This window comes from Nostoc foliaceum FACHB-393, assembly GCF_014698505.1.
Classification (GTDB): Bacteria; Cyanobacteriota; Cyanobacteriia; order Cyanobacteriales; family Nostocaceae; genus Nostoc; species Nostoc foliaceum_A.
The window spans coordinates 31406-55968 of sequence record NZ_JACJTD010000026.1 but is presented as its reverse complement, the minus strand read 5'-3'; the positions used below and the strand labels follow the sequence as shown (position 1 = coordinate 55968).

The 24563-nt window shown below is 42.0% G+C and carries 18 protein-coding genes, 2 pseudogenes and 1 riboswitch; of the genes and pseudogenes, 8 read left to right on the top strand and 12 right to left on the bottom strand.

What is annotated here, in order from left to right; all coding sequences use genetic code 11:
- Positions 1-300: 300 nt before the first annotated feature.
- The 4 genes from H6G92_RS21020 to H6G92_RS21005 all read right to left on the bottom strand — a co-directional run bounded on the left by H6G92_RS21020 (position 301) and on the right by H6G92_RS21005 (position 5638).
- Positions 301-1635, bottom strand: a complete 1335-nt coding sequence (locus H6G92_RS21020; RefSeq protein ID WP_190895539.1) for a GTPase family protein — start codon at positions 1633-1635, stop codon at positions 301-303.
- A 104-nt stretch (positions 1636-1739) separates the two neighbouring features.
- Positions 1740-1964 (bottom strand): hypothetical protein, encoded by a 225-nt coding sequence (locus H6G92_RS21015; protein WP_190895538.1) that lies wholly within the window; start codon positions 1962-1964, stop codon positions 1740-1742.
- Positions 1965-2090: 126 nt separating this feature from the next.
- Positions 2091-4739, bottom strand: coding sequence for a hybrid sensor histidine kinase/response regulator (locus H6G92_RS21010; protein WP_190895537.1), 2649 nt, complete (start codon positions 4737-4739; stop codon positions 2091-2093).
- Between the two features lie 197 nt (positions 4740-4936).
- Positions 4937-5638 (bottom strand): rhomboid family intramembrane serine protease, encoded by a 702-nt coding sequence (locus tag H6G92_RS21005; protein WP_190895536.1) that lies wholly within the window; start codon positions 5636-5638, stop codon positions 4937-4939.
- A 237-nt stretch (positions 5639-5875) separates the two neighbouring features.
- On the opposite strand from H6G92_RS21005, the gene H6G92_RS21000 reads away from it, so the two are divergent.
- Positions 5876-8005 (top strand): tetratricopeptide repeat protein, encoded by a 2130-nt coding sequence (locus tag H6G92_RS21000; protein WP_190895535.1) that lies wholly within the window; start codon positions 5876-5878, stop codon positions 8003-8005.
- A gap of 122 nt (positions 8006-8127) precedes the next feature.
- Here H6G92_RS21000 and H6G92_RS20995 read toward each other — a convergent pair whose 3' ends face one another.
- Both H6G92_RS20995 and H6G92_RS20990 read right to left on the bottom strand, forming a co-directional pair.
- On the bottom strand, positions 8128-9888 hold the full coding sequence (locus H6G92_RS20995) for a serine/threonine-protein kinase (RefSeq protein ID WP_190895534.1): 1761 nt from the start codon (positions 9886-9888) through the stop codon (positions 8128-8130).
- A gap of 192 nt (positions 9889-10080) precedes the next feature.
- Positions 10081-11634, bottom strand: coding sequence for a YcjF family protein (locus tag H6G92_RS20990; RefSeq protein WP_190895533.1), 1554 nt, complete (start codon positions 11632-11634; stop codon positions 10081-10083).
- Positions 11635-11926: 292 nt separating this feature from the next.
- On the opposite strand from H6G92_RS20990, the gene H6G92_RS20985 reads away from it, so the two are divergent.
- Positions 11927-12451: a DUF937 domain-containing protein gene (locus H6G92_RS20985; protein WP_190895532.1), complete on the top strand. Its 525-nt coding sequence runs from the start codon at positions 11927-11929 to the stop codon at positions 12449-12451.
- A 134-nt stretch (positions 12452-12585) separates the two neighbouring features.
- Positions 12586-13140, top strand: a complete 555-nt coding sequence (locus tag H6G92_RS20980) for a pyridoxamine 5'-phosphate oxidase family protein (RefSeq protein WP_190895531.1) — start codon at positions 12586-12588, stop codon at positions 13138-13140.
- Between the two features lie 17 nt (positions 13141-13157).
- On the opposite strand, the gene H6G92_RS20975 is transcribed toward H6G92_RS20980, so the two are convergent.
- The 3 genes from H6G92_RS20975 to H6G92_RS20965 all read right to left on the bottom strand — a co-directional run bounded on the left by H6G92_RS20975 (position 13158) and on the right by H6G92_RS20965 (position 14189).
- On the bottom strand, positions 13158-13334 hold the full coding sequence (locus H6G92_RS20975; RefSeq protein ID WP_190895530.1) for a hypothetical protein: 177 nt from the start codon (positions 13332-13334) through the stop codon (positions 13158-13160).
- Positions 13335-13471: 137 nt separating this feature from the next.
- Positions 13472-13888, bottom strand: coding sequence for an alternative ribosome rescue aminoacyl-tRNA hydrolase ArfB (arfB, locus tag H6G92_RS20970; RefSeq protein ID WP_190895529.1), 417 nt, complete (start codon positions 13886-13888; stop codon positions 13472-13474).
- Positions 13889-13934: 46 nt separating this feature from the next.
- Positions 13935-14189: an RNA-binding S4 domain-containing protein gene (locus H6G92_RS20965; protein WP_190895528.1), complete on the bottom strand. Its 255-nt coding sequence runs from the start codon at positions 14187-14189 to the stop codon at positions 13935-13937.
- 383 nt (positions 14190-14572) lie between these two features.
- Here H6G92_RS20965 and dpdE point away from each other — a divergent pair, with 383 nt between their 5' ends.
- From dpdE to H6G92_RS20950, 3 genes are all read left to right on the top strand, one after another.
- Positions 14573-17884: a protein DpdE gene (gene dpdE / locus H6G92_RS20960; protein WP_190895527.1), complete on the top strand. Its 3312-nt coding sequence runs from the start codon at positions 14573-14575 to the stop codon at positions 17882-17884.
- 194 nt (positions 17885-18078) lie between these two features.
- Positions 18079-19173: a DUF4350 domain-containing protein gene (locus H6G92_RS20955; protein WP_190895526.1), complete on the top strand. Its 1095-nt coding sequence runs from the start codon at positions 18079-18081 to the stop codon at positions 19171-19173.
- Between the two features lie 51 nt (positions 19174-19224).
- A complete protein-coding gene (locus H6G92_RS20950; protein WP_190895525.1) occupies positions 19225-20175 on the top strand; it encodes an AAA family ATPase in 951 nt (316 codons plus the stop codon).
- Positions 20176-20188: 13 nt separating this feature from the next.
- Here the strand turns inward: H6G92_RS20950 and H6G92_RS20945 are convergent.
- Together H6G92_RS20945 and H6G92_RS20940 are read right to left on the bottom strand one after the other, a co-directional pair.
- Positions 20189-20311: pseudogene (locus tag H6G92_RS20945) on the bottom strand (fluoride efflux transporter CrcB); the annotation flags it as partial.
- Between the two features lie 54 nt (positions 20312-20365).
- Entirely contained in the window at positions 20366-21997 is a 1632-nt protein-coding gene (locus tag H6G92_RS20940) for a cation:proton antiporter (RefSeq protein WP_190895524.1), read from the bottom strand.
- Between the two features lie 85 nt (positions 21998-22082).
- Positions 22083-22169: riboswitch (Fluoride riboswitch) on the bottom strand.
- Between the two features lie 529 nt (positions 22170-22698).
- Between H6G92_RS20940 and H6G92_RS20935 the strand changes: the two genes are divergently transcribed.
- Positions 22699-23178, top strand: coding sequence for a YbjN domain-containing protein (locus tag H6G92_RS20935; RefSeq protein WP_190895523.1), 480 nt, complete (start codon positions 22699-22701; stop codon positions 23176-23178).
- 79 nt (positions 23179-23257) lie between these two features.
- Positions 23258-23659 (top strand): annotated as a pseudogene (locus H6G92_RS20930) (lipoyl protein ligase domain-containing protein); the annotation flags it as partial.
- A 3-nt stretch (positions 23660-23662) separates the two neighbouring features.
- Here H6G92_RS20930 and H6G92_RS20925 read toward each other — a convergent pair.
- Entirely contained in the window at positions 23663-24277 is a 615-nt protein-coding gene (locus H6G92_RS20925) for an HD domain-containing protein (protein WP_190895582.1), read from the bottom strand.
- Positions 24278-24563 lie beyond the last annotated feature (286 nt).

Below are 24563 nucleotides of genomic sequence, written 5' to 3'. Positions count from 1 at the left end.
ACGAAATAGCTCTAAGAGGAAGTTTTAATTTGCACATTGAGATCGCAGGCGCTGGCAAGAGTTAGAGCGATTGCCATGATGTATCTCTAAGAACATCATTATTATTGTTCTTAGATTACATCTTTTGCTTAAAGTTGACACCAATGGGCACTGCCGTGCCCCTACACCTTGTGATGTAATGTTCGCATCTGAATGGGAACCGCTATATATGAATCTGCGAGTTATCAACCCATAGCAGCCTATGGGCGCTATGTGGAAAATCCATTGAGTAGTTTGCTTTGAGAAACGGATTCTTGAGTTTTAACGTTTAATTCCCTTAAACCGTTCTTGCGCCGCTTGAAACGCTTCTTGCATCACCAACTGAATTCTTTGGGGATCGGGTTTCTTACCTCCCATTAAATCACCAAAGTAAACGCAGGCAGCTTCCCCTAGTGCCCAGGTATAGGCGGCTGCCCAAGAGGCTGCGATCGCACTACCAAATCCTGGTATAAATTTAATTAATTCTCGGGCTATTGCCTGTGCTAAAAAACCACCTGCGATCGCACTCACAACACCTCCCGCCTGTGATGGAGTGACTGTCTGCCCATATAATTTACCCAACAGTCCCACCATTGATACTTGCAAGGCAGTGAGTACGGGCATTGTGGCAAATGGCAGAGGTACAGCGGCGAGAGTAGCAGACATAATCGAAAATGGCAAAATATAGCGGCGTGCAGCATCTCGGTAAAGATTACCAAGTTGCTTCCCAGCTTCTGCTTGATCTAATAGCTGATAAATCGCTTGCGCTTCTGCTTGTGGGAGTAGTTCTGCTAAGGAATCTCGCAGTGCTTCTAAGCCGTAAAATACCGGAGTGTAGCCATCTTCTTCTAAGGTAAAGTCAATTAGTACAGAGCGGTCAGTTATTCCTGCGAAGGCTTGCTGCATTGCGGTAAATGCGCGGTTGACTTCTTGATAATCTGGTGGATAGGCGGGATGATCGACGGTATCGAGAGGATAAACCTCGTGCAAGCAGGTAACTACCAACAGACAGGGAATGTCTGGATACTGCTGGCGCAGCTGTTTAGCGATTTGTCGTAGCGTGTCAGTTGCAAAATCATTGATTTTAACTGTCAGAAGCAGGATTCTGGCGGAACGAGTTTCCTTTTTTAAATCGCCAACTAATTCCTGAATGATTAATTGAGTATCTTGTTTAACATCACCGAGTCCCACCGTATCAGTAAAAATCAGTAACGGCAGGTCATTGGAAGGATAGGCATAGCGCTGGGTGTGTTGCGTGTGAGGACGAAATCCCTGACCGACAATTTCGGCAGAAACTCCCGTCAATCCCCGCACAATTGAACTTTTTCCGGCTTGGGGTTTACCAATCAGCAGTGCTTCAGTAGTTGGCAGTTCGGCTCGAACTTTCTCTAAAATCTCTGCAACCTGAGTTTCGCTCACGCTAAACCATTCAACAACCGTCTGTGCCAGTTGTTCTACGGGTAGGAGTTGCGTTAGATGTGTTGTTGCTTTATTCCAAACACTACCAATGCGGTTTGTCCAGGAATTATCCACCGATTTGGTAGTTGCTCCATTGGTCGGTTCACTCAATTGCTGAGAATTAGTTGACGGTGAGTCAGCATCACGTTGCTCAGTCATTTCCATCTAAACGTAGAAGACCCTTTTTCTAATCTTATAGCGATTCTCAAAGGGATAACCAGTACCGTTAGTAGTGTATAAACTTGGGCGATTGCGTTTTGGAGCTAGTGGTGTCTCACATTCCTAAATGAACTGTCGCCGTAGAAAAATGTAGCAAAGGAAATTATGATATCGACTAACAATGGCATTGCATCGACTAACAATGGCATTGCATCGACTAACAATGGCATTGCATCGACTAACAATGGCATTGCATCGACTAACAATGGCATTGCATCGACTAACAATGGCATTGCATCGACTAACAATGCGATTGCATCGACTAACAATGCAATTGTATCGACGAGATACCACGCCCACAAGGAACGTGGTTTAAATTAGTCCTTTAATAAAAAAGTTTTTTCGCCAACGAAACACTCGGTATATACCAACAAATAATCACCAATGACCAATGACTAATTAATCAAATCAGTAATTGCTTTCACCAATGCATCTGGATCTACTGGTTTAGAAATATGCATTTGAAATCCTGCTGCTAGTGCTTGCTGCTGATTCATTTCGCCTGCATAAGCCGTCAGAGCGATCGCTGGTACCAATCCTCCTTGTTGAGGCGATCGCGCCCTCACTTCACGCATCAGCATATAACCGTCTGTCTTTGGCATTCCAATATCGCTAATTAAAACATCTGGTATTGATTCAGACAGCGCTTGTAATGCTTCCTGTGCGGAAGATACGGCGGTTACTTCTACACCGTAGTCTTGCAAAATAAAGGTCACTAAGTCGCGGATATCTGGTTCATCGTCCACTACCAAAACTTGTGTATTCGAAAGGAGCGAGGATTCAGGCTCACAATCTAAAAACTCATTATTTTCACGCCGAACATCTTCACTTCTGACTAAAAGCGGTAGCTCAACAGTGAAGGTGGTACCTGATCCTTCTCCAAGACTTTCGGCTTGAACTTTTCCTCCATGCATCTCTACAACCTTACGCACGATCGCTAATCCTAAACCTAGTCCACCAAATGTCCGGGTAGTTGTGCTATCAGCTTGGCGAAAGTAATCGAACACATAAGGCAAAAACTCTGAGCTAATTCCCTTACCTGTATCGCTGATCTTAATTTGAGCTTGGTTACCAACTTGCATTAGTCGAATTTCTACCCGTCCGCCTGTTGGGGTAAATTTTACCGCATTCGAAAGTAGATTCCATACAACTTGCTGAAGCCGATTTGGATCGCCCATCACTTGCTCCAAAGTCGGATCAAATATAGTCTTCATTTGAATTGACTTAGCTTGTGCTGCTAGTTGTACTGTCTCTAGTGCTGCTTCAACTACCATTACCAAGCTAACTGGACAGATATTTAAGTTTAATTTTCCTTGGAGGATGCGAGACACATCCAACAAATCTTCAATTAGCTGGGTTTGTAACTTGGCGTTGCGTTCAATGGTTTCTAAGGCGTGGTTAGTGGTTTTTTCATCAAACTTGCGAGTCCGCAACATTTTCGACCATCCCAAAACGGAGTTGAGTGGGGTTCGTAGTTCATGGGAGAGAACCGCCAGAAACTCATCTTTGATTTTGTTGGCGATTTCTGCTTGTTTGCGTGCTTTGGTTTCTCGTTCGAGTAGGCGATCGCATTCTTTCTCGGCTGATTTGCGATCGGTAATATCTAGTACAAAAGCAACACCATTATCCTTGGAGTCATTTAACAAGGCTACCCCCAAAACAATTGGGACTCGCTTCCCGTTGCGGTGGATGTATTCTTTCTCGTAAATTTTGGAAATTCCAGTGGTTTGCAGTTCCAAAAGGGCGCGATCGTCTAAATCCTTATATTCAACAGGAGTAAGTTCTCGCCAATTAATTCTACCTAAGGTGGCAAACTCATCACGAGTGTAGCCAGCTAGCTGGAGAAAGGCATCATTGGCATCAAGAATAAAGCCATCTACATTCCAAAAAGCGACCCCGATCAGGTTGGATTCAAACAAACGCCGAAATCTGGCTTCACTTTCGCGTAATGTTTTTTCTGCCCGTTTGTGTTCGGTAATATCACGAGAAACAGTAATTACGCCTTCAATAGTTTGGTCGGAATTTCGTAATGGTGTGAGGATGTATTCATAATAATGCACGCCATCAGGAGTAACATATTTACATTCATCCTTGATTGGCTGCCCAGTTTTCATGACAGTTTGTCGTTGATTATCTACCTGTTCTATAAGGTCTGCGGGTACATCCAGGTCTTGCAAAGTTTTTCCGACAATATCCTGAGGCTTGAAGCCTAATACCGTAGCTGCATCATGACTGACATACTGATAGCAACCTCTGCCATCAAAGATATAAATGTGATCGACTGAGGCGGTGAGGATGGCATTTAAAATATTTGCCTGTTCTTGCACTTGGGTTGTGAGTTCACGAGTACTTTCTTCTGCTTGCTTGCAGACAGTAGTTTCCATACAAACGCCGATCATTCGTACCGCTTGTCCGCGATCGTCGTAGATAAATTTTCCCTTGGCAGAAATCCAATGTACACTTTGGTCTGATCGAACTATACGAAATTCATCGTTGTAGTCAGTCTTTTGTTCTAAAGCGTAGGCGATCCCTTGCATCACAGATTGCCTGTCTTCAGGATAAACGCACTTCTGAAACGTTTCGTAAGGGCCGTCAAAACTACCTGGTAGCACACCAAAAAGCACTTCATGATTTTCAGACCAGATGACTTGATTAGTAACAATATTCCAATCCCACAAGCCCATCTGGGAAACCTCTAGGGCTAGCCTGAGCCGTTCTTCACTCTCCCTTAGCGACGCTTCTACCTGCTGTCGCTCTGCAATTTCTTGTTGGAGTTGCTGTAAAGTGACTGCTACATCTGTTGGCACATTAAAAGCTGTGGATGTCTTTTGTTCAAGATGCCACTTGATATCATATTTAACAGCTTGAATATGGGGATATTGTAGTGCAAGTGCCAGTTTTTTTTCTAGCTCTATTACTTGCTGCTCAAGCGCTGTTTGCCTTTGCTGATAAAATATTTCTGATCGTTCTAACTCAGCTACACGCTGCCGTAGAACTGCTAATTCATCAGTGATTTTAAAGTTAATTTTATCAACATTTGGCATCTTATACACCGCTATATAACTAAACAATACCGATTTGAATAATTGGCATCCCCTAGTATTAGCAGTATGGATTTTTCAACTAAAAAACGCAATCCATCAAAAGGCACATAGGAGTTTTAGCCAAAAGATATCTTCTAACATTCAGATCGATGTCTGACGATAACAGGCTTTGCATCGAGCGGTGATTTAGTAATAAATCATCTCTTCAGACGCATGAAAGCTGCACCACTCAATAATCCCAGAACTTGCCCCCAGAAGACAACACCCGATTGATTTACGCCAACGGGAGGAATATTTAAACTACCAATACCATAAAATAATTGTTGCACAAACCACCAAAATATATAGAAAAAAGCTGGAAGTTCGATGGGGATATACAAGATTATTAGCGGCAAAATAGTGTCAATTTTTGCTTTAGGAAACTTCATAATATATGCTCCTAAAATAGCTGCGATCGCGCCATTCGCCCCAATCAATGGGACTGTCAAACTCGGTTCAGCCAGAACTTGCACTACTCCTATCATTACGCCAGCCGCTAGATAAAATCCTAAATAGCGTCCATGTCCCAAAATATTCTCAACAGTTTTGCCAAAAACCCACAGAAATAGTAGGTTTCCTAATATCTGGCTAAAACTACCATGTATAAATATTGCAAAAAATAGTGAAAATGCTCGCCAAATTACAATTATCCAAGCAGCAGAGTTGTTGAAGAACAATGCATTTGTAATTGCTCCACTAATCTGCGCTGGAATCAAACCCCAACTATTAACAAAATAACCTAGCCCGCCACTAAATTCTAGTTGAAGTTCCCATAAAAATACGGCAACATTAATACCAATCAGCCAGTAATTAATAACCGGTTTGATCCGGCAACGGATATTATCACTAATAGGAATCATACTAATTCGTAATTTGTAATGACGCTCGTTCGCTCTTAGCGTCTCCCTTTGGGAGAAGACTCGCTAACGCTGCGCTAACGTAATTCATAATTCGTAATTCATAATTAAGAAACACCAAATATTCCTATCTGCTCCTCTGCTCCCCACTCCCTACTTCCTACTCCCCGCTCACCCTATCCTCCCTAACGTGTGGCAAGATTGAAATCAGATCGCATCGCACTTAACTAGGCAAACGAGATGCTAGGAAACACTCTTGTAGGAAGATACCAAATTATTAGTAACTTGGGAGGTGGGGGTTTTGGTGAAACTTTTGTGGCCAGTGATACCCAATTACCCGGTTCACCTCCATGTGTCGTTAAGAAACTTAAACCCCAGGCAAGTGATCCGGTAACTTTGGAGACAGCTAGGCGTTTATTTGATACAGAAGCACAAGTTCTGTATAAATTAGGAACTCACGATCGCATTCCCCAACTGTTAGCTTACTTTGAGGATAACGCCCAATTCTATCTCGTACAGGAATTGATCGAAGGTCATGACCTGAGTCAAGAATTAATCCCAGGTAAAACCCTCAGTCAAGACCAAGTAATTTCACTTTTACAAGAACTTTTGACAATTTTAGAATTTGTCCATCAACAGAATGTAATTCACCGTGATGTCAATCCGCGAAACATTCTCAGACGGCACCCAGATGGCAAATTAATCTTAATTGATTTTGGTGCAGTTAAACAAATTACTACCCAGGTGATTACTCCCGAAGGCTCAACTAAAGGTACCGTTGCCATCGGTACGCCTGGATATATTCCTGGAGAACAAGCTCATGGTACGCCAAAATTAAGCAGTGATATCTATGCTGTGGGAATAATTGCTATTCAAGCTCTCACTGGATTATTACCAGAGGAAATAGTAAAAGATGCCGATACTAATGAAATTATCTGGCAAAATCAAGCTACGGTAACACCAGAATTCGCTCAATTCTTAGATAAGATGGTGTGCTACGATTTTCGACAACGCTATCCTTCGGCAACGGTAGCATTACAAGCTGTGAATGATTTAACACAACCACCCGCTGAGACAATTGCATTAACTCCTATTTCTCCAGCAAAGAATACAAACAAACATCAACCTAAAAAAGGCATATTGTTGAAGATTCTATTGACAATATTTTTAATTGGAGTCAGCGGAGTAGCATCAATATTAATTTTAAATTACATTAATTCAAATAACGCCATAGAATTATCCAAGCAAGGAAGTACGCTGTTTGATTTGCAACGCTATAAAGATGCATTAGAAGTATATGAAAAAGCCGTTAGTATTAGACCAGATTATGCTCAAGGCTGGAATGGTCAAGGCAAAACTCTATCTAAATTAAAAAAATACAAAGAGGCGCTAGCGGCATATGATAGAGCAATTCAAATTCAGCCAGATTATTTTGAAGCCTGGAGTGGACGAGGATTTGTATTGGGAAATTTGCAGCGATATCAAGAAGCGATCGCCTCTTTTGACAAAGCCTTACAATTAAACAATGAAAACTCGGAACTCTGGAATGCTAAGGGTGAAGCTTTAAGTAATTTAAGCCAATATGACCAAGCAATTAAATCTTATGAAAAAGCAATTGAATTTAAACCAGATAATTACGAAGCTTGGTATAAAAAGGGATTAGCGTTACAAAATTCTAACCGATATGAAGAAGCGATCGCAGCATACGAAAAAGTCGTGGATTTAAAGCCAGACTACGATCAAGCTTGGTATAACTTCGGAAATTCTTTAGTAAATCTACGACGGTATAAAGATGCATTTACAGCCTATGACAAAGCGGTGCAATACAAGCCAAATTATTATCAAGCTTGGTTTTCGAGAGGAAATGTACTGCTCAATTTACAACGTTATCCAGAAGCGATTGAATCTTTTAACCAAGTAATTAAATATAATCCTAGGAATTATCAAGCATGGTATAACATGGGTTGGTCGCTGCATCAAAACCAACGCTATGAAGAAGCAATAAAATCTTATAACAAAGCAGCAACACTTAAGCAAAACGACTATCAACTCTGGTATAATCTGGGGAATTCGCAATACATTTTGCAAAAATATGAAGATGCGATCGCGTCTTATAATAAGGCAGTCCGTTATAAACCAGACCATTCTGAAAGCTGGTATAGCAGGGGCAATGCTTTACTAAATTTGAAACGGTTTCAAGATGCGATCGCATCTTACGATCAAGCGATAAAATACAAGCCTAATTACCAACAAGCAATAGACGCTCGCAATCAAGCCCAGATTCAGCTGCAATCTGAGAAACCAAAGCCTATAATCGTGCCAATTATCCCAGTTCCTAATTCCACCAATCCACCGCAGACAGCACCCTAGTACATTAATAATTCGTAATTCATAATTCGTAATTACGGATTATTAAAAATACTTCTTATACATAGATAATAAAAAATTGTTTGTTATATGTAACAAGTCTATGCATCTAAAAATTACTGTAACTAGCGAATATTCACCTCTTGCAGATAATTTACTTCTTGAAGATATTCAGTTACTGAGTTTTTAGGTACGGATGAATTTGTTCTTTTTGCAGAAGCTACCTTTTGATTGTTAGCCAGTATACGTTGCTTTTGAGTATACTCATTCAATTTGACTTGAGCTTGAGCATAAACTAGAGTATCGTTGGGAATATTTTGGAGGAATTTTACAGCCTGATCAAAATCACTAATAGATGCTTTCTTATAGGCTTTCTGTAAAAAGTAGGCTGCTCTAATCTGGCGCTTTCGATTGTACTCAGCCAACTTGTCTTGAACTAAAGCACCTGCACGACTTTCTTTAGGAATTTGCCGCAGATATTGTAATGCAGAAGAAAAATCTTTTATCTCGGCACTTTCGTAAGCTTTTGCTAATAAATCTTGCGTCTGGACTTCAATATTTATGGAAGCTTGCCGAACTAGTTTATCTGTTTTAGATTGCCAATATAAAATATTTGGAATTTTAGCAGCAGCCTCAATAACATCTGACCATTTGCTCTCATGAAAAGCTATTTGAGCTATTTGATATTGCTGTGCAGCTACTTGCCATTGGTCTTGCCATTCTTCAATTTTAGCTTGCGCTTCTGGATAAACATTGCTGTGGGAGGGAATTGATTTAACTAATGCGATCGCTTCTTGCAAATCCCCAGCTTGATATTCTTTTTTTGCTTGAGATAAAGTGTCTGTTTCTGAGTATGCAGGTGCAGTATTAACTAAAGAATATACACTAAATCCCATCAATAAAGAATTAGCGGCCAGTCCTACTTTCATTCCTGTGAATAACGGGAATGATTTTCCAGATGTAGAATTGTGAGAATTATAATATTCAACCGCCGCCTCTAGAGGAAATTGCTCATCTGCTTCTAATATTTCTGGTGGCTGATCCCATATTATTTGTTTGAGTACCCGCAGTACCTCACTCGCAGACTGGAAGCGGTTTTGGTAATCGTAGCGAATCATTTGGCTGAGAACAGCAGCAAGATAATCGTTAACTGGCGTGTTTTCAGAACGCCAAACAATTTCATTAGTATAAGGATCAGCTTTTAATTGTAGTGGTTCTAGCCCTGTTAAAGCCTGGATGGCAATCATACCCAAAGCATAAATATCACTGTTGGGCTGTGTTTGTCCAATAAATTGCTCTGGCGGTATATACCCTAATGAAGTGACGGGAATTCTATAAATCGGCAATTCTGCACCTATGCCAAAATCGATAGACTGGATTGAGCCAAAGTCAATCATAACTAACTTGCAATCGCTAGTGCGTCTGATCAAGTTTTCCGGCTTGATATCGCAATGAATAACGCCTTGATAGTGAACAAATTCCAAAATACCTAAGACATCTATCAGGAATTCTACAACTTCCCTTTCACTCCACAAAGACCCCCACTGTTGATCAATAGGTAATTCCGCAGTCAGCGCATGTCCTTCAATCCGCTCTTGGACTAAATAAAATCGCTTGTTTTCTTCAAAGCAGTCGATAAACTCAGGAATTTGGTGATGGCTTCCCAAAAGCTTGAGGGTTTCAGTTTCAGTCAGAAACAGTAACCTCAGCATCTCCAAGTAGCCGGATTCGGAACTGCTAGCTTTGATCTGCTTAACAACGCATTTAGGATTCTGTGGATAATCTACGTCTACAGCAATGTATGTTTGTCCAAACACCCCTGCACCCAGGCTTTGGACAATTTGGTAACGCCCTTGTAGTAATTTCCCGATTATGTGGTAGGTCATGACCTGGTTACTCAGTAAGTTCTTTTATTTAATTTTTCTGACATTACTTCCTGTTTCCGGAATACTTTAGAAATAAATAACTAGAGTTTTAATGACTAAATGCAAATTGCATAATTTAAGTATTTTTGCGTAAACAAATTTAATGTTTTATTAAAAACCTAATAACAGTAAGCACATTGATTTTTGTATTGTTTAACTATTGGCTTCTTCTTCATGTTCAACTACTTCAGCTTTATCTGTTAACGGCTTAACCACTCGCGCGATCGCTTCTTGAATAAAAGCCTTGATAAATTCATCTCTGCGATTAATTTGAAACTGTCGCTGCACAACTTCCGTCATTCCACCATCACCCCAATCTTGGTCATGACGAAAATATTCAATAAAGCTTTTACCAGCAATTCGCGTTAAATAAGCTGCTGTTACGCCTTGAATAGCCCTACCAATAATAAAGGTGGCAACATTGAGTTGCAAAGCTGTAGATAATAATTGAATTGCTCCCTTGACAATGCCCAAACTGGCGATCGTTTTTGCTAAAGAAAGGGCTAACTCTCGTCCCCGTTCCATATTTAATTCACAGCCGTACACTCTGCCAATTTCCACGACCATTTGAGCATTAACGGCGGCTGTAGCCAATAAATCTACCACTGGTATGGGCGTAACTGATACCACACCAGCACCAATCCACTGAAACCGTTCTACGATTTTGTCAGCTTGACGACGACGCTGGCCATCGATGAGTTTTCGCGCCTCGTCTCCCAGTCGCAGAGATTGCAAAAGAATATTATCCGCCACCAAATCTTCACCCTCGGCCCGTAAAACAGCAGCCGTGCGCCGCAGCAAAGGAACAATATCCGGTTCCGGTTGGAAGATTTCGCCAGTTTCTAATTGTGCAGGTTGGGGATTAGCAGCGATCGCTACCACATCATTAGTTGCAATAAATCCCCGTACCCGTTGACGCAACCTAGCAAGGATGGATTCTTTATCTTCATCTGTATATAAATCAGTTTTGTTGAGAACTAGGAGCGATCGCTTACCAATTTCTGCCAACCCCCGTAGCGGCTCATATTCTGAACGTCGTAAGTCATTATCTACCACAAACAACAGTAAATCTGCTTCTGTTGCCAGTTCTCGCGCCATTTGTTCACGTTCCGTTCCCGCCACACCCGCTTCTAAAATTCCTGGCGTATCCGTAATTAAAATTTTACGTTCTAATCCCTTCAACCGTAGACAATAAGTTTCTCCAACCTGGGTTGTACCCATCGGTGCATCCACCTGACCAACCATGCGTCCCATAATCGCATTAACTAGGGAAGTTTTGCCAGCACTCCCCGTACCAAATACCACTACTTGAATTTCACCCCGTGCTAGGTTGGCTTCAATCTCTCGTGATTTACTTAATAAAGCCTGGCGTGCTACTTCATCTTGAATTTGCGCTACCTGTTGGCGCACAGCTTGGAGAGTTGTAGAAGCAGCGTCAGATTTGCCAGCAGGAATTTGGGCTGGAGTCACTCGCTTTGGGTTGCGGCGCGATCGCTTTTCCCCAGATTGAATCACTAATACATAATAGACAAAAGCGGCAACCAAGGCTCCGATGAGGACAATCAGCAGCAACAGCAGCAAATTGCCTAGCAACGGCGAATAGGACAATTGCCAATAGAGGCGCGATAGGGAATCAATTAGCCATAGGGCTAGCCCCAAAATGACGATCAGACCAACAATCAGCGTTACTATCCGTGACAGAGGCATGGTTGAGAAAAATTAATGGGTATTCAGCAGGCAGATGCTTCTGATCTTAATAGTTTCAGTATTATTTACCAGAGTAGTAAGAAGCAGCTTTTGCGAAATTTGAACCTTTGAGGGTAAAACTTGAGGTTTTGATCCCGTTTCATTTTAATATCGCTCTACCGATTTCTCATCCTTAAGCTAGTAGCTTTTAAGATTTTATTCGTTCATGATGAAGTTGGGGTCTGCTAATTTTTTAGTGGACTTACGCCAGTTTTGGCAAGATTTTTGAGAACAAGGAAAGAGAAATAGACTTATGGGACTTTTCGATCAAATTCTTGGTGCGGTTGCTAATCCTAATTTACAGGGGAACTTAGGTCAACTGGGAGGTATTGTGAACACTGTACAGCAGATGAGCGATCGCACTGGTGCAGATCCCTCTACCATCCAATCAGTCTTGTCAATTGTGGGTAGTCAAGTGCGTTCTGCTTTACAACAAAAGCAAGCCACAGATGGTAATCAAGCTGCACAAACTCTAGTAAATCAATATGCTGGTACTTCACCTAACCCCCAAGCCGTTAATTCGCTGTTTTCTCCTCAGATACAACAACAGGTAGCTCAGGTTGCTGCGCAGCGGACTGGATTGGATGCTGGTATAATTCAACAATTGCTGCCTTTAGCAGTACCTTTGGTACTGAATTTTTTGCAATCAGGTGCAAATGCTCAGAATCCTCAAGGTAGCGGGAATCCTGTACTGAATTCTTTCTTGGATGCTGATGGCGATGGTGATGTCGATATCGCTGATGCTATCCAAATGGCTAGCCGGTATATGAGGCGGTAACAGTTCTTAACTCCTACTCGTCACTTACTAATAGCCGCTTGCCGTCAGACATCGGCAATTCGGCCTTGCTAGATGTTTAACTAAGACATAGGCTGAGAATATGGGAAATTTGCAATATAGATATCAGACAGTCTATGGCTAAAGTTTTTGACTGTATTACTGAGGAACTGCAAGGCTTTATTGCTGCCCAACACCTTTTCTTTGTTGGCTCTGCACCCTTGAGTCCTACGGGTCATGTTAACCTTTCTCCTAAAGGTTTAGAATGCTTTCGTATCCTCTCTCCCAACCGAGTAGGTTACCTCGATCTCACAGGCAGTGCTAACGAAACATCAGCCCATTTACAAGAAAATGGGCGGATAACCTTCATGTTTTGTGCCTTTGAAGAACCTGCCTGTATCCTCCGTCTTTATGGTCAAGGAAAGACGATTTTACCGGATTCTCCAGATTGGGAATCCCTGTACTCTTTGTTTTTGCCGATTCCTGGAACTCGTCAAATTATCATCGCTGACATTGACCAAGTACAGACTTCCTGTGGTTTTGGCGTACCACTCTATGAATATCGAGGTCAGCGCCAGACTTTAGTAAACTGGGCTAGTAAAAAAGGTAAAGAGGGAGTTCGAGAATATCAACAGCAGAAAAATCTTGTCAGCATTGACGGTTTAGCCACACCACTGAGTAAATTATTTTAAATTTGATAATTTTACTTTTATGACCTTTTAGGATCGGTGTCACCACCAATTATTACTTGGAACAAGTTTCCTAGTAAGGAGAAAAATGCTGAAACTAACACTATTAGCATTAGACTAGCAAGGGCAGCAAAGGGAGAGATGATGAATAAGAGTAAGAGCGCAAGCATCAAAATCGTTAGTAATGTCTTATTCATCTTTTTTACCCTTCTATAATTGCTACTCTCAAGCTAACCAAACAAGTTATAAACTTGACCAGAGTCAATAGAAGGAATTAGTCTTAGTTCTTTGGTAATATTTTCAAAGAAATTGAGTGCAAAACTTTAATTTATAATCAAAAATCTGTCACCTGCCCTCTGTGAGACTTAACCTGTCCGCGCTTAGTTTTGTAGTCAAGGCGCTTTCTTTGAGAACTGCGAGTTGGTTTCGTGGGTTTGCGTTTTATCGTCACTACAACTGCGCTTTGAATAAGTTCTTGAAGTCGTTTCAAAGCTGACTCCCGATTGTTCTCTTGGCTTCGGTGTTCTTGTGCTTTGATGACAATAACTCCGTCCTGGGTAATGCGTCGATCACTCAGCTTTAAAAGCTGTTCTTTATAATAATCCGGTAATGATGAAGCCGCAATATCGAAGCGCAGGTGAATCGCCGTGGAAACCTTATTCACATTTTGGCCTCCCGCTCCTTGCGAACGAATCGCACTAATTTCAATCTCACTCTGTGGGATAATAACTTTGTTGGAAATTTGCAGCATTACTCACAAGACAAAACAAGAACTTTTCAATTTAGGATAAAATCCTTTACTCTGTTTGTTCGGGAAAATCTATTACTAGGTCTTGGTCTTCATTGTTATCCAAATTCACCTCTAAAGTCTTTCCTTCTATTGTTACTTTATCGCCCGGTACTAGTCGCCGCCCTCGTCGGGTTTCCAGCATACCGTTTACTTGGACATCGCCACCTTGAATCATCAGCTTGGCTTGGCCTCCAGTTGGCACTATACCCATCAACTTTAAATATTGATTTAACTTAATTGTGTTGTCTCTGATTTTCTTCATAGTAAATAAAACTACATCACCTTAATTGTATCGTGGCGTTATCAAGCCAAAGTGTGAATCTATCACGCTATGTACCATATAATCAGCTAAGTACAGTATTTCATTAATTGGTAGCGAAATAATTTTGGCAATACCCTGCAATACAATACCAATGTGTCCCAATACATTTAAAAACTAGTACAATAATCGCAAAGCAAATCAACCTTTGGGCTGATTTTACAACTTTGCGTGGTGGAGCATAGGCGTAGCCCGTCCTAGATATCGCTAAAACGAAAAACTGTAATACCGGTTTATTATCTATAATGTTGATCGACAAAACTGCCAGATATGGATTAAAAAACTAGTCTGGAAGGTTCTTTTAGTGTGTTCAGGGGACTGGATCTATGATTAAGCTTGGTTTATTGGTACAGTCCCAGAATAACTCTTTGGGTATCGGAAAAGTTACCGAAATATCTGATGCCAATGCGAATGTTGAGTATTTCTGTTCTATAGGGCAGCGTCTTCAAAAAACTTTACCTTTAAATTCTCTCTCTCAAGTCAAGCTTGAACCCCAGGCTCGATGCTATATTAAGTCCCAAATCCAGGATAAATGGATAGTTGGCAGAGTTTTCATCTGGGATGAAGATACGGAAATGTATCAAATTGATTTACCAGACAAGAAAACTGCGATCGCTTCAGAAGAAGACATTTACGTTCGTTGTAATCTACCAAATACAGACCCCATCGAAACTCTGGCGATGAAGGGTCACGAAACGCCTTACTTCCACGATAAAAGATTGGCTTTCGTCAAATCCTTGATTAAGCAACGCGCTGTCAGTCGCGGGATGACAGGACTGATTTCGGCAAATATTAATCTTTATCCTCACCAAGTTGAAGTAGTCAGGCGGGTACTGGAAGACCCAATTCAGCGCTACTTGTTAGCAGACGAGGTGGGACTGGGAAAAACTATCGAAGCGGGGGCGATTCTGCGTCAATTCCTTCTCGATGAACCGAAAAAAAATGCGGTGGTATTAGTTCCGCAATATTTGCTCAAACAATGGCGGCTTGAGTTAGAAAACAAGTTTTACATCTCCCATTTTGGCAAACGGGTAGCAGTGCTGGCGGTTGAAGATATCCATAAAATCAACCTGAAAGCGAAGATAGGCTGCTTAATTTTAGATGAAGCCCATCATATCGCAGCAATGGCGACCTCAAAGGATGCAACAGTGCGTCAGCGTTTTCAGACTTGCAAAGAACTTGCTCATAAAAGCGATCGCTTACTTTTATTATCCGCCACTCCTGTGCTCAACCATGAGCAGGATTTTCTGGCCATGTTGCACTTGCTTGACCCAACAACCTATAAAATTGGTGATTTAGAAGGTTTTCGCGCCAAAATTGAAAGCCGTCAGCAAGTTGGTAAAGTTCTCCTTTCTTTTAAAGAAGGTGCGGAACCTCTGGTTCTCAAAAACAACTTGCAGCAACTACGAAACCTCTTTGCTGAGGATGAGTATTTATTGAAGCTGGCGGATAATTTAGAAAATTGTTTACAAGCAAATTCTACTGAGCAAGAGCAAATAGTCCAAGCGATTCGTGTCCACGTCAGCGATATCTATCGACTACACCGCCGAATGCTTCGCAACCGTCGCGCTGCGGTGGAAGATGTGATCTTTGACCGCAATTTTACGCCGAAAGAAGAGTATGATTTGGACGAGCGATCGCTTGATATTCACGAACTTCTCAATCAATGGCGTAGTGTTGCTCCTGATGAAAAGTCATATCAGCGAATTTTTCTGCTGTTATTCCTAGCTTCTGGTACTTGGTTAGGCATTTTAGAGCAGGTAATTACCGCCCGTTTAACTGGTAAACCTCATGCTAAACTCATCCAGGAGTTTAAAGAAGATGATGTTCGCATCTTAACTACGACCCCCAAATTCGCAGGCGAAGAAGAGATTCTGCAATCCTTCCTAAAAGTTATTCGTCAACCCCAAGAGGACGGAGAACGGACGGAAAATTTGAAAACTGTGCTGCTGAATCAGCTAGGTACATACTTCAAAATTCCCGCAAACGTTCGGAAGAATCAAAAGGAATTCATCACAAGGATACAGCAGAGAATCAAGAGACCAATTACTGGTGATATTCTGCCCAAATTTATTGTATTTACCAGTTTTGTGCAAACTTGTGGCGAAATTGTCCGATATTTGTCTGATACCTTTGGTGCAGAGACAGTAGCCAAACATCAATTTGGAGAACCACCCGACAAGGTTGAAGAAGGCTTAAATAGGTTCAAGGATAACCCAAACTGCTTTATTTTAGTATGCGATCGCTCTGGAGAAGAAGGGCGTAACCTCCAGTTTGCCGATTGGTTAATTCATTTTGACCTTCCTTGGTCGCCTAATCAATTAGAACAGAGAATTGGCAGACTTGACCGCATTGGCAGCAAAATTGGCGTCCAATCCTGTGCATTGATTGGCCCCTATTTGGAAGATAGCCCTCACAATGCTTGGTATCAAGTATTAAAAAATGGGTTTGGTATTTTCCAACAATCAATTGCAAGTTTACAGTTTTATGTGGATGAAAAACTTGCAGAATTAGAAACAGTTTTGTTTCAATCAAGCGCGGCTGGATTGTTAGAGAGGATTCCGTCAATTCAAGAGCAAATTGAAGCTGAAATAGCAAAAATTAGCGAACAAAATGCTCTAGATGAAATTGATGCTAACGATGAAATTGCCACCGAGTATTTTCAAGAGCTAGATAATTACGATGCTTGTCATCTAGAAATGAAACGAGCCATTGAAGGCTGGATTTGTGACGCGCTGGGATTCAGAGGACTCAATAATCCCGACTCACCAGAGATGCGACGTTATCAACCCACAACGCGGACATTGGTTCCCATCAATGAGTTAAAAAACCGTTTTGCTGATAGTTATCTAGACCAATTTGGTACTTATAATCGCAGAGTGGCAAACCAGAATCCTGGTGTTAAACTCTTTCGAGTTGGGGAAGGATTTGTCGAAGCACTCTGGAACTATATAAACTGGGATGACCGAGGTGAAGCCTTTGCTCTGTGGCGCACTGATGCATCTTGGGATGCTAAAGAAGGGAAGGAGTGGTTCGGTTTCCAATGCAATTATGTAGTCGAGGCAAATTTAAGAATTGCCAAACAATTTTTACTAGATAACAAATTAGATAATTCTCAATTCAAAAACTTGCAGCGGCGTGTTGATGCTCTATTTCCACCAATTATAGAAACAATCTATGTTGATGGTCGCAATGAGCCAATACGTGTTGTTGAAGATAAAGCCCTTTTAAGTATTTTGCAACGTCCATATAAAGATAAAAACAATAATCAAGGACGAGATTACAATCTAGCAAAAGAGCGCTTAGGAATTATTGGCGATTTTGTTGACCCTAGTAAATGGCAAAATTTTTGCTATCAAGTGCGTAATACTTCTTCGGAATTACTTTCCAATCGTCACGATTTTATTGAATTGTGCCAAAGTTGTGCTAAGGTCGCCGAAAAGAAATTAGCCAATAGAGTAGAACAATTACGCCTGCGTCTGAACCAGCAAAGTTGGGATAATGCATTAGCTGAAGAATTGAAGATAGAAACTGCTTTAAATGCAGCCATTCTGCAAGGAATTCGCCAGCCCCAGATTAGGCTTGATTCTGTTGGTTTTATTGTTGTATCGGGGCGATCGCTTATGCAATTTGAGTGATATCTGATATTATTTATGTGCGGTTAAATAGCCTTAGTTACCCTATAAACCCCACTCTTTACATAAGGTGGGGTTTTTTGGAACTTACAATGAAAACTGGTGTAAAAAAATTAACTATATTTTTGACTTTATCGAAAAAATAAGTAAGTATTAGCACTAGTGATACTGAAACGAAGTCATTATAGTGATCGAAAATGAAACGTTCAAATCGCCTTGCTTGGATGGGAGCGATCGCACTCGCTGCGATCGTTTTACTGAGTTTGTTTGCAGCTCCCAATAATACTAAAATTAACACTGGCTCTACTTATAACCGCGCCTCCGATGGCTATGGTGCTTGGTATGCTTTTATGCAACAGCAGGGAATTTCTATCAAGCGCTGGCAAAAGCCTTTTAGTGATATTCAGCCAGAGAAAAACCCTGTTACCTTCCTACAGGTAAGCAGTTATCCAAGGGAGACGGTACTGGATAATCAAGAGCGGGAATGGGTAGAAAAAGGGAATACTTTGGTAATTTTGGGTGCGCGGGCGCGGGTTACAGAAGCGGAGTTTAGCACTCTGCAAAAATCTCCCCAAGGTGACATTAAAATTGATACACGTAGACGATATAAAAAAGCTAACTCCCAGCAAGTTGATTTAGGCGATCGCTTTGGTGCTGTTGTCTGGGAAGAAAATTACAAACAGGGAAAGGTGATTTTTTCTACCACTCCTTATTTAGCCGCTAACGCCTACCAAGATTATTTAAGTAATTTCAAGTACCTAGCCAGTTTAGTAACTGAAAAAGGCAACACAGTATTAGTCGATGAATACATCCACGGCTATAAAGATGCTGATGTCAGGAAGAAAGAAAGCGAAGGAAATTTATTTAGCTTTTTTGCTAAAACTCCTTTATTTCCAATATTGATACAGGTAGGTATCTTACTATTAGTGCTAATTTGGGCGCAGAATCGCCGCTTTGGTAAGCCAGTAGCGTTAGATACACCAGTTGCAGATAACAGCGAGGCATACATCCAAGCTTTAGCCGGAGTCTTGCAGAAAGCTGATACCACCGACTTTGTTGTAGAGATGGTGGGTAAACAGGAACAACTACAACTCCAAAAAGCTTTGGGATTAGGGCAAGTACTTTTAGAACGCCAAGCCTTAATCAATTTCTGGATAGAAAAAACAGGTGCAAGTGCAGCAGAATTAGATGCAGTTTTAAAGCTACAATCTCGCAAACAACCCATCAGTGAAAAAGACCTGTTAAGCTGGTTGGGGAAATGGCGAACCATTAGATTAATTCGTAATTCATAATTCGTATTTTTTTAGAATTGTACTCTGCGTTGGTTATTTATCAATAAAAATATGAGCGAAACACATCCTATCTTAATTCGTCTTGGTCAAGGTATTAATCAAGTAATTGTTGGACAATCTAGCCTCATACAGCAACTCTTAGTAGCACTGCTAGCGGGTGGACATGTAATTTTGGAAGGAGTACCGGGAACTGGGAAAACCCTTTTAGTAAAAGTGTTGGCGCAATTAATCCAAGGGGATTTTCGCCGGATTCAACTAACACCAGATGTTTTACCTTCAGATATTACTGGCACAAATATTTTTGATTTGAATAGCCGCAATTTCACTTTGAAAAAAGGGCCAATATTTACCGAAGTGCTGCTAGCTGACGAAATAAATCGTACTCCTCCCAAAACACAAGCGGCGCTACTGGAAGCGATGGAAGAGATGCAGGTAACGCTGGATGGTGAAAGTTTGCCTTTACCAGATTTATTTTGGGTGATTGCAACCCAAAATCCCCTGGAATTTGAGGGTACTTATCCCTTACCAGAAGCGCAGTTGGACAGATTCTTATTTAAGCTGGTGGTAGATTACCCAGATCAAGCTGCGGAAAAGCAAATGTTACTGAATCGTCAGGCGGGTTTTGCAGCCCGGCGTTTGGATATTAGCCGTTTGAAAACAATTGCAACAGTAGCCGACATTTTGCAAGCACGACTTGCAGTCAAAGAAGTTAAAGTATCAGAAGCGATCGTTGATTATTTGTTGGCGTTGGTTAGAACATCGCGTCAATATCCTGATTTAACTTTGGGTGCATCACCTCGCGCCGCCGGTGCTTGGTTGCAGACATCTCAAGCCTTAGCGTGGTTAACTGGAAGGGATTTTGTCACACCAGATGATGTTAAAGCAGTTGCATCGCCACTGTTACGTCATCGCCTGATTTTGAAACCAGAAGCTATGCTGGATGGTTTACAAATGGATGCGGTAATTGCGTCGGTAATTAATCAAGTACCAGTCCCAAGGTGAAAAATTATTTGTAATAGGGAAACTCTGTACCAAAAAGTTGAGTTAACCACAAACCGAGATAATAGCGCGAGAGTGCGCCAGCAATTGCACCGAGACTGATACCAACAGGGGTACGAATCGCAGGATTTTGCAGCATGATCGCTAGTACCGTTTCGCGTAATTCGTAATAACCATATTTCAGGAGATTAAGTTATTTATGGATACGTTCATCTTCAACTAGAATGACAGGAATGGGGCTGGATTCTAGTACTGCCTGGGAGACAGAACCCACCAGAACTTCATCCCAAGGCTGATGTCCTCGCTTGCACATGACAATATCAGCAACTCGATAGTCCTGAGCAACACGGATAATTTCTTCCGGTACTGAACCTGCAACGGTAATGAACTTATGGCGGATATCTGCTAAAATTCGTTGTGATTTTTCTTGCAGATACTCTACTTCTTGGGGATTGGTTGTGCGGATGACGTGCAATACAATCACCTCGCCATCACTCCGACGGGCAAGATCGGCGGCTTTAGTCAATACCTGACTAGCCAAAGGGGAGGTATCAACTGCTGCTAGTATGACAATACGACGTGCGATCGCAACCTTTGTAGGATCAACCTCGCCCCGCTCTAGCAATTTAGGTGCAAAGGTAGGAATTGCCCAGGCTCCCAAAGGTGCAGTGACTAGGATAGATAAAGCAGCGATCGCCAAAATTGTTTCTCCACCCTGAATTCCCTGTGCTAAGGGAATCGCCCCGATTGCCGCTTGAACAGTGGCTTTAGCAGAGTTTCCTGGCAGCAAAAATAGTCGCTCTCGCCATTTCCAGTTACTCCCTAATGTGGACAAATACCATCCGAGAGCGCGTCCAATCAGCGTGCCAATTGCTAGAATCACCAGTCCTGGTAGCAAAGTTTTTTCTAAAACTTGTAGTTGAATACTTGCCCCTAGCAACACAAACAAAACGATTTCTGCTACAACCCAGAGGCCATCGAAGCCAGAACGCAAGCGTCGTGCTAAAGGAGCATCCAACTCAATCAAGAAAAATCCTGTTGCCATCACTGCTAGATAGCCAGAGAAGAAGGGGAATTTCTCTGCCAGCACTACCAATAACAACGCTAAACTCGCTGCAACTAGGCTATCCTGCACCGCATTTTGAGTCCAGTTCTGCTTCGCTAGCAATAACACCAAGAGTTGTGCTGTCACTAAACCCAGCAATACTCCCAGAACAATTTGGCAAATAATTTGAAGAGGAAGGAGTTGAACTGCACTTAAGGTGATGCCAAAAGGCAATGTCACCCTGGAAGTTGCTCCTTGTGTCAAAAAGTTCAGTAACAAACTAAATACTAGTAATAGTAACACATCTGACAGGGCGCTGCCAGTGAGGATGGCATCAGGTATACCCTTAGTAACTCCCCAACCCAAACTTTTCAGTCGCAGCATTCCCGGTACTATTACAGCCGGCGACTCCGCTCCAATGATACAACCCAGCAATAGCCCGGTGGGAAAGTCGAACTGGAAAATCCAGATGGCAGCTATGGCAATGACTACGGCTTCGCACGCCGCAGGCAGAAATCCTAATCGCAGTGCTACTGTTCCTTGTTGTACAAGTTTTTCCCGGTCTAAACCTAAGCCTGCCTTCATTAAAATTACCATTACAGCGATCGTTCGCAAAGGAGCAGACGCTGCCAGTACATTAGGGCTGATTAGGTCAGCAACTTGAGGCCCCAGTATAATTCCAACCAAAATCATACCTACTAGGGCGGGGACTTTCAGCCGTCGGGCAATTTGTCCCACGAAAAAGCCGATCAGCAAGATTAAAAGAAAACTTTCTAACATCACGCAGCTTCAGAATCATGAATGGACAAGCGTGACTTGCTGACGGAAGCTTAAGGCTAATAGCTCTACCCTTCCGTAGCAAGCCGGAAAAGTAGGAGCCATTAGCCTTTTGATCAAATATTTAAGTAAAAACCAGAAGGCGGTTGTGGCGAGCTCCATCGCCTTGTGATTACTTTACATCCAAACTGTTTTATTGGAAAGTCATGCAATATCTAGTAATAACTTAATACTGATCTAATTTCATACAGAAATACGAATGATGCGGTTGTTAACTATCTATTTAATTATCAGCCCCAGCCCAATGCTTCACTGATTTGCGCTGCTAGTTTTAAAGGACGGAAAGGCGATCGCCTGCATATTTTCTCTCCTAGTGCCACTCTCACATGATATGTGATGCTGATTAGCTTGATTAGTTTTTAGCTATTCTAGAATGGGATTAGGCAATGGTGGGGGAGACTTGGGTAAATAAAGTACATCGTTATAGATGATTCAGTAATTGCCTCTACAAACAAAAATGGTGTCCCAGAGTTACCTCAAATCCACTGGAAATAGGCTTTTGGATCGCAAGTTCACGATCGCGATCGCAGCCCCACACTTTAGGCATTTGGAAAGTAGACCAAAAGGAAGCTCAAACTAACTGCGTCCACAAGTTATAAAGTATGTGTAGATAAAACAGCAAGTATGTTGAGAAAAAAATCTGTATGACAAGCTACCAAGAAACCCTAACTAGTAACGAATCCATTAATGAGCTAATCGCCGAGACGACAAGCATTAACCATGTGGAGGTAATTGAAAATGTTATTGACTCTTTGGAACAAGATGATAGTGCGATGGTTAGCCACACTCCAGAGGGTGGTTACCTCTGGAAGTTTAAGTATGGAAGTGTGCAAGTATTTGTCCAACTCAACGGGACAACCGATGAAGACACCATAACGGTTTGGTCTGCGGTGCTAAATTTACCTGCCAAAAATGAACCTAAGTTGATGCGGTATCTTTTGGAGTTAAACTGCTCTAGTACTTTTGAAGCGCGTTTCGGTATTATTGAAAACCGGGTGGTTGTGATATCAACACGCACCTTAGCGGAGTTATCTCCTGGCGAAGTGTCTCGGCTGATTACCGTTGTGGCAACGATCGCTGATAATAACGATGAAGCTTTACAATCTGAATTTGGTGCAACTTAAGGAATTTTGGATTTTAGACTTCGGCGTGAGCGCTCAGTCGAACGCTTTTGGATTTTAGATTGGGCTTCTGCTGCATCGGATACATAGCAAGCAGGTTTGGCGACTAATTCCTTTGCTAGAGGCGACTGGCAATGTGCAGATGGCGATTGACCGCTGGTTGCTAGAACAGCATTATTCGGGAAAGCATTCGCCAACTCTGCGCTTTTATACTTGGTCGCCACCTGCCATTTCTCTCGGCTATCATCAACTTCAATTTCCTGAATCTTGGCAATATTTAACTTGGCAAGGGCAAAAACTGGATTTAGTAAGGCGTTCTACTGGTGGACGGGCGATGCTACACCAAGGTGATTTAACTTACGCTGTATAGTCGCCTTCAGTGTGTACGAAAAAATTTGTGAGTTTTTGATTCAAGGGTAGCGATCGCTTGGCGTGGAATTATATTACGGGTACGGCTGGGCGAGGTTACATCCACAACCCTAGCGTATCAGCCCTGAATCTTGAGGTTAGAAGTCTCTTTTAGGTATCCTGCTATCACACAATCATCAATCAATTGCAGGACAAAAGGCCACAATTCCGGCGCACCCGTTTCTACTGGCGCTACCCGTTTCATCACCTGATCGCGCCTAATGCCATGAATGCGCCAAGTCCCGCCCTGAGTTTGCTGATTATGCACCAAGGGTTGTATACGGTCTAGGGCTGCGGCAAATTTAGCGGTGGGTGTTTCCCCTGCTTCAAACTCATCCCAAAGCAAACGCAACTCGCTACCTTGATCTGCTGGCAAAAGTCCAAATAAGCGTAACGCTGCTTGTGCTTCTCGTTCTGCTTTGCTGTCATTACCCTGCATATCGTAGCAGAAGGTGTCACCTGCATCAATTTCTACCAAATCGTGAATTAGCAGCATTTTGATGGCATGAAATATAGCAACACCCTTTGGGGCATATTCTGCTAATACACTTGCCATCACCGCTAAATGCCAAGAATGTTCTGCACTATTTTCCCGGCGTGACCCATCAATAAGTAGAGTTTGGCGCATCACCTGTTTCAATCGATCAATTTCGATGATGAACTGAATTTGTTGAGTCAGCCGATTGATTTGCACCTGAATTTCTGATTGTGGGTGGGGTTGACTGGATTTTGGACTGTAGCTGATTATCTCAAAAACTCCAGCAAATCTGCAAGGAATTTTTTCTGCATACCAATTAAAAAGCGCCTGGGAGTGTTGCCGTGTTTCCACCCCAGACGCTTTTTATTTTTAACTTGCTCCTCACACGATTAAATAGTATCACTGCTTCCATCAAAAGGCGAGTATATTGAGTGACACTTTCAAAACTGCACCGACAATCTCCTTTCTGATCCCATTTCACACTAATTGCTGCTACAAACAC

Coding starts and splice junctions, on each gene's coding strand:
- H6G92_RS21020 (WP_190895539.1), bottom strand. CDS start 1,635: ATGACTGAGCAACGTGATGCTGACTCACCGTCAACTAATTCTCAGCAA.
- H6G92_RS21010 (WP_190895537.1), bottom strand. CDS start 4,739: ATGCCAAATGTTGATAAAATTAACTTTAAAATCACTGATGAATTAGCA.
- H6G92_RS21005 (WP_190895536.1), bottom strand. CDS start 5,638: ATGATTCCTATTAGTGATAATATCCGTTGCCGGATCAAACCGGTTATT.
- H6G92_RS21000 (WP_190895535.1), top strand. CDS start 5,876: ATGCTAGGAAACACTCTTGTAGGAAGATACCAAATTATTAGTAACTTG.
- H6G92_RS20995 (WP_190895534.1), bottom strand. CDS start 9,888: ATGACCTACCACATAATCGGGAAATTACTACAAGGGCGTTACCAAATT.
- H6G92_RS20990 (WP_190895533.1), bottom strand. CDS start 11,634: ATGCCTCTGTCACGGATAGTAACGCTGATTGTTGGTCTGATCGTCATT.
- H6G92_RS20985 (WP_190895532.1), top strand. CDS start 11,927: ATGGGACTTTTCGATCAAATTCTTGGTGCGGTTGCTAATCCTAATTTA.
- H6G92_RS20980 (WP_190895531.1), top strand. CDS start 12,586: ATGGCTAAAGTTTTTGACTGTATTACTGAGGAACTGCAAGGCTTTATT.
- H6G92_RS20975 (WP_190895530.1), bottom strand. CDS start 13,334: ATGAATAAGACATTACTAACGATTTTGATGCTTGCGCTCTTACTCTTA.
- arfB (WP_190895529.1), bottom strand. CDS start 13,888: ATGCTGCAAATTTCCAACAAAGTTATTATCCCACAGAGTGAGATTGAA.
- H6G92_RS20965 (WP_190895528.1), bottom strand. CDS start 14,189: ATGAAGAAAATCAGAGACAACACAATTAAGTTAAATCAATATTTAAAG.
- dpdE (WP_190895527.1), top strand. CDS start 14,573: ATGATTAAGCTTGGTTTATTGGTACAGTCCCAGAATAACTCTTTGGGT.
- H6G92_RS20955 (WP_190895526.1), top strand. CDS start 18,079: ATGAAACGTTCAAATCGCCTTGCTTGGATGGGAGCGATCGCACTCGCT.
- H6G92_RS20950 (WP_190895525.1), top strand. CDS start 19,225: ATGAGCGAAACACATCCTATCTTAATTCGTCTTGGTCAAGGTATTAAT.
- H6G92_RS20940 (WP_190895524.1), bottom strand. CDS start 21,997: ATGTTAGAAAGTTTTCTTTTAATCTTGCTGATCGGCTTTTTCGTGGGA.
- H6G92_RS20935 (WP_190895523.1), top strand. CDS start 22,699: ATGACAAGCTACCAAGAAACCCTAACTAGTAACGAATCCATTAATGAG.